At 45.2% G+C, this 11,600-nt stretch carries 8 protein-coding genes; 3 read left to right on the top strand and 5 right to left on the bottom strand.

Features of this window, described 5'->3' with window-relative positions; all coding sequences use genetic code 11:
* Nucleotides 1-94: 94 nt before the first annotated feature.
* The 3 genes from H3H32_RS24450 to H3H32_RS24440 form a co-directional block, all read right to left on the bottom strand.
* Nucleotides 95-1,573, bottom strand: a complete 1,479-nt coding sequence (locus tag H3H32_RS24450; RefSeq protein WP_182458243.1) for a RagB/SusD family nutrient uptake outer membrane protein — start codon at nucleotides 1,571-1,573, stop codon at nucleotides 95-97.
* A 17-nt stretch (nucleotides 1,574-1,590) separates the two neighbouring features.
* A complete protein-coding gene (locus H3H32_RS24445; protein ID WP_182458241.1) occupies nucleotides 1,591-4,773 on the bottom strand; it encodes a SusC/RagA family TonB-linked outer membrane protein in 3,183 nt (1,060 codons plus the stop codon).
* Nucleotides 4,774-5,755: 982 nt separating this feature from the next.
* Nucleotides 5,756-6,991: a spore maturation protein gene (locus H3H32_RS24440; protein ID WP_182458239.1), complete on the bottom strand. Its 1,236-nt coding sequence runs from the start codon at nucleotides 6,989-6,991 to the stop codon at nucleotides 5,756-5,758.
* A gap of 250 nt (nucleotides 6,992-7,241) precedes the next feature.
* Between H3H32_RS24440 and H3H32_RS24435 the strand changes: the two genes are divergently transcribed.
* Complete coding sequence (locus tag H3H32_RS24435) at nucleotides 7,242-7,850, top strand: M15 family metallopeptidase (protein ID WP_374191779.1); 609 nt, start codon at nucleotides 7,242-7,244, stop codon at nucleotides 7,848-7,850.
* Between the two features lie 73 nt (nucleotides 7,851-7,923).
* Entirely contained in the window at nucleotides 7,924-8,994 is a 1,071-nt protein-coding gene (locus H3H32_RS24430; RefSeq protein ID WP_182458235.1) for a M28 family peptidase, read from the top strand.
* A 14-nt stretch (nucleotides 8,995-9,008) separates the two neighbouring features.
* On the opposite strand, the gene H3H32_RS24425 is transcribed toward H3H32_RS24430, so the two are convergent.
* Both H3H32_RS24425 and panC read right to left on the bottom strand, forming a co-directional pair.
* Nucleotides 9,009-9,341 (bottom strand): DUF6169 family protein, encoded by a 333-nt coding sequence (locus H3H32_RS24425; protein ID WP_182458233.1) that lies wholly within the window; start codon nucleotides 9,339-9,341, stop codon nucleotides 9,009-9,011.
* A gap of 364 nt (nucleotides 9,342-9,705) precedes the next feature.
* Nucleotides 9,706-10,545, bottom strand: a complete 840-nt coding sequence (gene panC, locus H3H32_RS24420; RefSeq protein ID WP_182458231.1) for a pantoate--beta-alanine ligase — start codon at nucleotides 10,543-10,545, stop codon at nucleotides 9,706-9,708.
* A gap of 139 nt (nucleotides 10,546-10,684) precedes the next feature.
* Between panC and H3H32_RS24415 the strand changes: the two genes are divergently transcribed.
* Entirely contained in the window at nucleotides 10,685-11,491 is an 807-nt protein-coding gene (locus H3H32_RS24415) for a glycogen/starch synthase (protein WP_182458229.1), read from the top strand.
* The last annotated feature ends 109 nt before the right edge of the window (nucleotides 11,492-11,600 follow it).

The following is an 11,600-nucleotide window of genomic DNA, read 5'->3' as shown; positions in this document are numbered from 1 at the left end:
TCTTAAAAGTAAGGTGCTTTTTTTAGAGTATTTGCAAAAAAAGGCGACTACCCCATCAGGGTAGTCGCCTTTTAGCAATAGAGACTTTTTATGACTAGTTGTCCGTAGCCAGATTATTCAGAGCTAACTCCGAAGCCGAAATTGGCCAGATGTAGTTTGGTTCGGTTGGTGCTTTAGCTGGCACCGTTCCTTTGGCCGGGATCGTTTGAAGCAGACGCATCAGGTCATTGTTACGCAAACCTTCTCCTAAGAATTCAATTCTACGCTCTAACAGAATGGCGTTGGCCAAATCAGCCGAGGTAGCGAAGTTAGCCGCCGTAAATGTTGTGGCTGCATCAGACCGGCTACGAACCGCACTTAGCAGGGCAACTGCCTGTGCATCTACCGTATTGGTGCTGCGAACTTTGGCTTCGGCCAGATTCAACAACACTTCCGAATAGCGGATAACAGGTACCCAATCCGTATAAGGGCTGGGTGCTTTGTATTTAATCAGCCAGTTTTTTACGGCTGTGCCTGTACCAGACTGCTTGATGAACGACCGTCGTTTATCAGTTGCTGTCCAGGTTGGTTCTGCAATGATGCCTTTTGGATTCAGCGAATACTCACCATTGCCAATGCCGCCGTTTGCGGTGTTAGGCGAATAGTAATAAGCCAACTGGTTCTGCGTGCCTGGGAAGTCTCCGGTTGTGGAGGTCATCGGCATCGAGAAGATGGATTCTGTATTGGCATAGGTCGTGAATACAGTTGTAATATCCGGTTGTAACTGGTTCGCTACACCAGTAGATGCTTTAAACGGCGCTGTTGCGCTCACAATTTTGTTCGCTTCCGTAATTACGCTGGCATAATTCTGCATGGTTAAATACACCCGCGTTTTTAGCGCAATGGCTGTATTCTTATGCGCCCGGGTTGTATTGTCTGAAGCAGCTGTATAAGTGGATGGCAGACCGGTTTCGGCATCGTTCAAATCTTTCAGGATTTGCGCATACACCTCAGAAACGGTGCTACGCGCCAGATTCGACTGGCCAACACCCTTGATTCCGTTCAGACGAAGAGGAACGCCTGGTTTGTTCCCGTTGCCATCCGCATAAGGACGAGCATAATACTGGAGTAAGCTGTAATAGCTCAATGCCCGGATCAGTTTGGCTTCAGCAATGTACTTGGCAGAAGCATCGGCACCAACAACTGTAGTACCACCAGCAGCCATACCATCGATGAAGATATTGCATTTGTTGATCGTCAGATAGGCATAGTACCACAGGTTCACAACAGCCGTTGCACTGTTGGTTGCGTTTAGGCCCCATACGTCGGAGCCGGTAACCAGGTTGGAGGTTTCGTTAATGAACTCCTCGCCCCGGATATCGCCATAAATGACATAACGACCACCGTAGAAGTTACCATCTTTCAGGGCTCCATACAACGACAGAAGCTGCGTTTGAACGCGAGTTGTGGTACTAAATGCCGACGCATCGGATACTGCCGTCTGCGGAAGTGGAGTAAGTAAGTCTCTATTGCAGGAACTAGCCCCCAGCAGAGTCATACCGACGACAAGTGAATATTTTAGAGTATTTTTCATGTGTTTCTTTTTCTTGATTAGAAGCCAGCTCTTAGACCAACGGTGATCGTACGGGCATTGCCGATCGTATTCCGATCAACACCTTGTCCACTAGTACTGGATGATCCATTCGACGATACCTCTGGATCTGGCCCTGGGTATTTCGTGAGTACACCTAAGTTTTGACCGCTTACGTACAGACGCAGGTTGGTCATCCGAACTTTCGACAGCAATGAGGCTGGAAGTGTGTAGCCGAAGGTAACCGAACGCACTTTCAGGAAATCACCTTTGAATACGTTGATATCCAATGGGAAGGCCGAACCATTAGACGTGTTATCGTTGAATATAGGCTTCGCGTATTTTTTGCCGGTATCCCCTTCTTTCTGCCAGGCATCGGTCAGAACATCGGTTGCATTATTCCAGAAACGTTGGTCATGTAAACCAGCGTTGGTACCATAATAAACCGAGAAACCTAATTGATAAGTTAACAGAACGCCCAGGTCGAAGTTTTTGAATTTGAAATTGTTATCAAAACCACCATATACCTTTGGGTTCACGTTTGCGTACATAACCGCATCGCTTGCCTGCGTAATAGATGTACCACCAGTTGGACTTACATATCGGGTTAAACCATCGGGGGTAGTCGAGTAATTGAACTGGCCCGAAGGAGCATAATACTGATAGTATACGTTCTGCCCAGCCGAGTTAACGAAAATCCGTTTGCCCGTTGCTGGATCAACACCGTTTGTACGAACAACCCACAACTGACCTAACGAATAACCTGGTTGAGTCTGGTTTACAGTTTCCAGACTTGACGTGGTTGTTTGAAGTACATTCAGGCCGGGAGCCAGTGCTGTTACTTCGTTTTTGTTGAAGGTTATGTTGAAGTTTGAACTCCATTGGAAATCTTTTGAGTTGATAACTCGGGCATTGAGCGAAATCTCAAGACCTTTGTTATACATCTTCCCAACGTTTTGTGGAGGATAAGCAACACCCGACAATGTACCTGGAATACCCGTAGATGGCGACTGGGCTACGTTCAGGATCAGGTTATCGATGTCATTTTTATAGTAAGCAACTTCTCCCGAAATACGGTTATTTAGCAGGCCAAACGTGAAGCCAACATCTGTTTTGGTACTGGTTTCCCATTTAAGTGATGGGTTACCCACAACCGAAAAATACAACGTTGACGCGCCACCATATAAACCGGAACTATAGAGCGAGTAAGGCGAATAGTCGTTAATGCTACCAATGTTACCCACTTTACCATAGCTACCACGAATCTTGAAGCTACTGAAGATGTTATCCAGTGAAGCAGATTTCCAGAAACCTTCCTGAGCAATTTCCCAGCCAGCAGATACACCATAGAACGTCCCTTTTTTCTGACCCAAGGCAGAAAATTCATCCTGCCGCAGGTTACCACTCAGAAAATACTTCTCCTTGTAATTATAGTTCAGACGGCCAAATCCTGATAATAAATAGTTCTCACTATAGGCAAGGCTCGAAGGGTTGTTCGTAACAAAACCAGCTTGGATAACCGTATAGTTAGGATCTGACAACGTTTGACGGTTCAAGCCGTAGCCGAGTGTAGTCGTTCGCTGCTGCTCCTGACCCACCAGTAAGTTAAAGTTATGAACACCACCAAATGACTTCTCAAACTGAGCGGTGTTTGTCCACAACCAGGTTTTTAATTTACGGAAGCTGCTGGTAGCATTACCACCCGAACTGTAACCATCACTTGAGATCGGCGACTGGAACAGGTCGTTGTCGGCTAGCAAGTAATCGATACCATACGTGCTACGCAACGTGATCCAGGGAAGAGGCTTGAACTGGATATAGGCATTCGACTGAATGTGGTTGTTCTCCGTATTTGACCGGTTCTGGTCAAGCATAGGTAACGGGTTCGGATACGAGACCGATGTACCTACAATACTATTGCCCAAACCGATGGCCGAACCGTTCAGGTTGTAACTACCGTCATTATTGTAAGGGGAGAGGATTGGAGGCAATACTAAGCCTACACGACCCAAACCACTTGTATTGTAGGCTTCACCATTCAATGAGCCCGATGTACCGGCAGACAGGTTTTGTTCATTCGAGATAGCAATCTTACCACCAATGGTAAATAGCTTGCTGAGCTTGCTATCGACATTGAACAAGGCATTCATCCGATTAAAATCATTTTTCTGGAGAACACCCTTTTGGTTTGTGTAGCCAACCGAGAAGTAATAGTTTGTATTCTCGCTACCTCCCGAAATGTTCAGGTTATGGCTATGCGAAACACCCTGCCGGTATATATAATCATACCATTTGGTATTGATCGGATTTCCGTTGGCATCAGTACCCTGCGTAAACTTTACCGCCGAAGCAGTTGGGTTATTTGCCACAGCCATCGACTTAAAGTTGATGTACTGGCTGGCGTTCAGCATCTCAGGCAGGCGGTAGGTATTTGAAAAACCAACCCAGCCATCGTAGTTTACACGTACTTTCCCTGATTTTCCCCGTTTGGTTGTGATGAAAACAACACCATTCGCAGCGCGGCTACCATAGATAGCAGTAGCAGCAGCATCTTTCGCTACGTCCATGCTTTCGATGTCGTTTGGATTGATACTCGCCAGTGGGTTCGAAGGAGCATTTGTATTGCCCTGATCACCCGTGAAGGTAGGCACACCATCTACCACGATTAATGGATAAGAACTCAGCGAAATCGAGTTTGTGCCCCGAATCCTGAAAACGGGTGGGTTGTTCAATACACCATTCGGAACCGTGATCTGCACACCGGCCGACCGACCTGCCAGACCTGACTCGAAGCTCTGAATAGGCATCTGGGCAATGGTAGCTCCTTTAACTGAAGCGATACTTCCTGTAGCATCCTGGCGGGTCTGTGTACCGTAACCGATAACAACTACCTCACTTAGTTGCTGAGAGTCTCCCTTTAAGCCTACGTTGATGGTTGACTGTCTGTTAACAGAAACTTCTTGTGATACATAACCGATGAAACTGAACACTAACGTGCTGTTAGCAGATGCAGTAATGCGATAGTTACCTTGTGCATCGGTGTTTGTACCCCGATTGGCACCTTTTACCTGTACAGTCACCCCTGGTAGGGTAGACCCGTCGTCTGATGAAGTAACTTGGCCGCTTACCACTACGTCCTGTGCTAAAACAGGAACACAGAACAATAAGGATAAGAGCCAACTTCCAAATAAAATTTTCTTCATTTGTAAGTAGAGATTTAATTATACTAAACGTCCTAGAAATTGGGAAACAAAGTTAATGTATAGAATATGAATTGACACTATTCAGCTGGAAGGTTTTTTTGTAATATTCTAATAATTTCACAAAAAGTCACTTTGTTGCAAAATCAATGATAAAGGTTACTTTTATGATGCCCGTAAAAATCAGAAATACAGAGCCTAAGTAGCCGGATTGGCTCTATTTCAGCTTTATACATTCTATAAGGCAGGTTCTATTTATAAACTAAGCAACATAAATTCACCTGAATATTATTTGAGTAGTTTTACTTAACTAGCTCATTAATAGTGTAGTTATTACGCGATTATCTTTTTAAGTGGCTTATTTGTCAGGTAATTAGCGCAACAGAGTATAGGTTTATGCAGTTGGCAAGAAGGTAATTTTCTTATTAATTATAGATAGTGTTATTGTCCAAATTTCTATTATATTGAAATAAAAATTTTATATTTTCTTAAAGACTAATACAATCTATTGTATTGATAGTAAATATAGGAATTTTATTTATGCTGAGATTTGAATTGAACAATTCCGGGAATATCCTGCGAGAAAGAGTAGGGAATTTTGCTGTTTTTTACCTATAAAAAGGCCCTTTTATAAGCACTTAGTAAATAGTTTTTCTCTGATTTATACTTTGATTAATAATAAAAAATAGGATAGAGATTAGACCGAGTTACTGTTACCGAAACCAGCTATTTGGGCTTTATTTGGGCTGCTTATCTGGCTAATTTACTCAGCATTGATACTAGCAAAATTGACTATAAGGAATAACTATGAGCCTTAGTGCTAGGTATCTATAAATTAAAAACACCAGCCTGGTAGAGCTGGTGTTTTAGGTATTTGTCTAGTAGTAGCAGGCGTGAATGCGACGCTCAGCTTAAATTATGTACTGATATTCGTGTCGTAACGTAGGCAGCCAAGCTAATTTGGTCTGACCGATGTGTAGGTAGGTCAATGGAAAAAGAAGTATCCCAGGGCTATACCTGCCATTACGCCCACAAAATCGGCGAATAAGCCATAGGGGATAGCATACCGCGAATTGCGAATACCAACCGAGCCAAAGTACAGCGCAACAATGTAAAATGTGGTATCTGCTGCGCCCTGAAACATACAAGCCAGCCGACCAACAAACGAATCCGGGCCAAATTGCTTCATGGCGTCGATCATCAGTGCCCTTGAGCCTGAACCACTCAAAGGGCGCATGAGGGCAACGGGAAGCGCGTCGGTAAATTCGGTATTCATCCCCGTCAGGGCGAATACGTATTTCAATCCATCAATAACATAATCCATGGCACCCGAATTTCGGAAGGCACTGATCGCAACCAACAGGCCTGCCAGATAGGGAATAATTCGAACGGAGGTTTCAAAACCACCTTTTGCGCCCTCTATGAATGCATCAAAAATATTGACCTTTTTACGCATAGCCCCGAGCAGAAACGATACCACGATCAGCATTAGAACGAGATTGCCCGTCACTTTAGAAATTACTTCGACTTCTTCTTTTGTTTTGGTGGATAAAAACCACAGCGCCAGTCCAATTAACCCGGTAACGCCACAAAGCCAGCCAATCACAGTTTTGTCAATCAGGTTTATTCGTTGTTTGATGGCTACGGTAATCATACTCACCACGGTAGCCACATAAGTAGCAATCAGACAGGGAATGAAAATATCTGATGGATCTTTTGCGCCCAAAATGGCTCGTTGTGCCATAATACTCAGCGGAATGATGGTTAAGCCAGACGTATGCAGTACCAGAAACATGATCTGCGCATTGGAAGCGGTGTCTTTCCTGGGGTTCAGTTCCTGCAAACTCGCCATCGCTTTCAGGCCAAAGGGGGTGGCCGCATTGTCGAGTCCAAGCATGTTGGCCGAAAAGTTCATAATCATCTGCCCATTAGCCGGGTGATTTTTAGGGACTTCGGGAAATAGCTTGTTGAAAAAAGGGCCAATGATCCGGGCTAAAAAATTGATGGCGCCCGCTTTTTCGCCGACATTGAGCAATCCCAGAAAAAACGTCATGACACCTGCCAACGGTAAGGCAATGTCCATGACGGCGACTTTCGAGGAATCGAATAAACCTTCGACAATGATTTTGAAGATTTCAGTGTCGCCTAAGAAAATCAACTTGGCCAGTGCGACCAGAAAAGCAATAACAAAGAAAGCAACCCAGATATAATTAAGTGCCATCGGTTATATTGAGCGAAAGAATGAATGAGCGAAAGAGTGTTGCCGGACTATTCTATAATAAACATCGATAATACGTCGCAGCTATTCTCGTTTGTCAGTTTAGAAATCCTGTAAGTTTACATGAACATTCGGCACAAACCAATTGTGTCTACCCATAATAATGCGGCAAACGTCTGTCTTCATACTCGTTTTTTCACTCATTCACTCATTCGCTCTTTCACTCTTTGCCCAGTCTAAGGTTGAACAAGCAATGATCAAACAAGGCTTGGTCAATGTGCAGGATGCAGACCCATCTATACTCGTAGAGTTGAAATATTCAACGACAGACAACTTTGTGGGAAAAGATGTGTACGGCGGCCTTACACAGGCTTATATGCAGCCTATGGCCGCTAAAAAGCTTGCTGAGGCCAGTAAATACCTACAAGCTCACCACCCCAACTTGCGGCTGTTGGTATACGATGCTGCACGGCCTCGCTCGGCACAATGGAATCTTTGGAACGCTTTGCCTAATCTATCTGAACGGGAGCGCCGGAAATACGTGGCCGATCCGCGTGAAGGCTCTATTCATAACTACGGCTGTGCCGTCGATTTGACAGTAGCTACCAAGGAAGGACGGTCCGGCGCACCGGAGCCCTTAGACATGGGTACGAAGTACGATTTCTTTGGTGAACTGGCTTATCCATCCCGAGAAAATGAACTCCTTAGAGCCGGGAAGTTGACGCAGAAACAGATCGACAACCGGCATATTCTCCGAACAGCCATGCGCCAGGGCGGCTTTACGCCCATTGAGTACGAATGGTGGCACTTCAATGCACTCTCGCGCGCCAAAGCAAAAATGGCATTCAGGATTGTGGACTGACAGGTAAGCTATTTCTCGGGATTCGTATATATTCGCTCCTGTTTTCTGGAGTTGACTAATGCTATTCACGCCTATGTTACGAAGTTTACTGATGACGCTTACGATTTCGACAATCACATTGGTCAAGGTCTGTGCGCAAGTTGATGTGTCGAAGGTTTTAGTGTCGGATTCATTGCTCAAAAAGCACGTTTATCTATTAGCCTCAGATAGTTTGCAAGGCCGCGAGACGGGAAAGCAAGGTCAGCGAGATGCGGCCCTCTATTGCACGAGACTATTCAGGCAAAGCCATTTGATCTCCGCTTTTCGGCTTGATTCGGTTCGTGGTTCTTATCGACAAACATTTCCTTTTACGATTACCGAGGTTGCCATGTTTGGTACTATGCGGGAGAGGAGCACCGTTTCGGGTACCTATAAACGACACGAACTAGCTCCTTGGCCACTTACCGCTAAAGACAGTAGTCAGGTGTTATTTGGCGATAATATAGGTGGGTTCGTGATTGGGACCGATCTGAAGCGAGAAGTAGTCGTTGTTTCGGCTCATTACGATCACCTGGGAAACGCTGGCGGACGGACGTTTCATGGGGCCGACGATAATGCATCCGGTACTGCATCTGTATTGGCAATTGCTGCTGTAGTTGACAGTCTGGTTCAACAAGGAGTTCGTCCTCGCCGGAGTATTTTGTTCGTTTTGTTTTCGGGTGAAGAAGGCGGATTGTTAGGGTCTGATTTTTTCATGGGCAATAGCCCAATTCCGCGTGGGCAGTACATCTGCGATCTGAACGTGGACATGGTGGGACGGATAGATGATGCGCACCGAAAGAAACCAAACTATTGCTACCTCCTGACAGATAATGATGGAACTGCCCTTCGTAAAACGGCCGAGGCTGTTAATCAACAATCAGTGAATCTGGTCTTAAACAAAGGTGGCTATGATACAGACAATGATCCGATGAGGTTCTTTGAACGATCTGACCAATACAACTTCGCCAAAACAGGTATTCCTGCTCTATTTTTTACGAGTGGCGAGCATTATGATTACCATAAACCGTCTGATACTGCCGATAAAATAGCGTATGATATGCTGCAAAAGCGAGCGACCCTGGTTTTTCAAACAGCCTGGCGAGTAGCTAATCCGACGCCCTAAAGAAATCGAAATATCTATTTGGTAGTGTGGTATTGCTGCGCCAATAAGTCGAACTCATCCATAATCGTATGCCGTTGTGGATGACTCAGTCGGAAAATGAGCGATACATAATAAGTTATGTGGTTGACGTCAGGGAAATTGGCATCAATTTTTATGAAGCTAGAATTGTTGAATTCGCGAAACCAGGCATCAAACTTTCGAACCCGAGCTAGATGGCGAGCGTCAGCTGTTTCACAGATATAAAGTAAGATGCGTTCTTTGCTGCTGACGAAATCTTCGCAAATGGCGGCAATGGTCGCCGGAATAAATGCATCTGGCGATACTTTCCCGATAGGCGAATAAATCACGTCAATAATTAATTCGAATATATCCTGGCCTAGGTCAGAATAATTTGGAAACAGATAAGGAGTTGCTTGGAACTTGACTTGATAAGTAACCCTATTGTTAGTCTCGAATACGTAAGAATTCGACTCACCTCCAACGTATTCAAACCTATAAGGATTTCGATTCATCATTACGCTGTTTCAGCCGGTCAAGGGCCTTCTTTACCTCCGGGTCGGTTTCAAAAGCTTCCCGCATTTGTCGCTTTGTTTCCCGCTTTTCTGCCGCCATTCGGCGTAATAACGCAATGGTTTTATTGGGGGCTTCCTGAGTGGGTTGTTGGTTTCATAGTCTTCACGTCTTGCTATAGTAAAGATAACGGTTTATGCCCTAAAACACCAGATTATCAATAAGTCGGACCTTGCCTAAATGAGCCGCCAGGCAAATGGCCGTTTGACCAGGAGCCAGGACTTCATTGGCTATCTGGAGCGTATCGGCGTTGACGATTTCGACATACTCCAATCGAAAATTAGGATTACTACTGAAAATACCGGTTACAGCTGCCTTGGCCTGAGCTGGGCTGTGGCCTTCTGTCAATAATTCATGAGCAAGGGTCAACGATTGAAACAAGGTGGGCGCTTGTTCACGTTCGAAAGGGGTGAGGTTGCGATTACGCGACGACATGGCCAGACCATCGGCTTCCCGTACGGTGGGGCAACGGATTAGTTCGATGGGGAAGCTCAGGTCACGGATGAGTCGGCGGATGACGGCCACCTGCTGTAAGTCTTTCTGACCAAAATAAGCTCGCTTGGGCTGTACAATGTTGAATAACTTGGAAACCACAATGCCTACACCGTTGAAATGACCCGGTCGAAAAGCACCTTCCAACATGGTTTCCAACTCCCCAAAATTGAGTCGAATACCGGGTGACTCAGGGTACATTTCGGCAACCGACGGGGCAAACACAACATCGCAGCCAGCGGCCTGGAGTTGCAGACTATCTTCTTCGAGTGTACGTGGGTAGCGGGCCAGATCGTCGGGATTATTAAATTGAACGGGGTTGACGAAGATGCTGCTGATGACAATATCATTTTCCTTACGGGCGGCCTCAATGAGTTTTATATGACCTTCATGCAGGGCACCCATTGTTGGGACGAAACCAATGCTTTGTTCGGGTTTGATGTTGGCTATATACTGACGAAGACCGGAAATTGTCTCGAAACGGGTCATGACGGGCGTTTTGTTGTTTTGCGGGTACAATGATACAAGAACCGCATCTTTTTTGGACAAAACTTATTGAAATACGGGAAAAATTTGTATAATTTTGCAAGTTTTTTGGTTCTCTCAGACAACACACGCTTCCCTACTTATGAGCAAATTACGCATCCTTTACGTCGCCAGCGAAATCAATCCTTTCTTGAAAACGTCTGATGTCGCTGACTTCGTCCGCAAACTGCCGCAGGCCATGCAGGAGCGTGGGATGGAAATCAGAATTTTGGTGCCTCGCTTTGGGCTGATTAATGAGCGAAAAAATCGCTTACACGAAGTAGTACGGTTGTCGGGTATTAATATTGCCGTAGGTGACGATGAAAAACCACTAATTATCAAGGTGGCGTCGATTCCAACCGCGAAATTGCAAGTGTATTTCATTGATAATGAGGACTATTTTCAGCGAAAGTACGTCTTCCACGATAAAGAAAATCGTTTCTACGACGACAACGACGAACGGGCAATTTTCTTCTGCAAAGGTGTTCTGGAAACAGTGAAGAAACTTGGATGGGCTCCTGATATCGTTCACTGTAACGATTGGATGACATCCCTGATTCCGCTGTACCTGAAAACGACCTACAAAAACGACCCGATGTTCAAAGACACCAAGTCGGTCTTTACGGTCTATAACAACTCATTTGAACATCGTTTCGCAGGAGACATCATCGAGAAAGCTCGGATGATGGACATTAATGACGAAATGCTGTCGGAATTAAAGACGGCTGATTTTCAGGGCTTTATTCGGATAGGTTGTGCCTATGCCGATGCCGTAGTACGGGCCGAAGAGGAGTCGAGCGATAGCTTGAACGCTATCCTGAACGATTTGCCAGAACATAAATTCGATAGCGTCGAAGATGAAGATGTAACCGATCGGTATTACAACCTGTATACACAACTGGCTGGGTAAACCATCCATTTACGTAAATCACCAAGCAAAAAGCCGGAATGCCCGGCTTTTTGCATTTATTTTACTCCCGAAATAAGTTTATCTTTCATAATCCCACCCAGTGGATAAC

The organism is Spirosoma foliorum, from assembly GCF_014117325.1.
Classification (GTDB): domain Bacteria; phylum Bacteroidota; class Bacteroidia; order Cytophagales; family Spirosomataceae; genus Spirosoma; species Spirosoma foliorum.
Note: the sequence above shows the minus strand (reverse complement) of the source record. Positions and strands in the feature narration are given on the sequence as shown.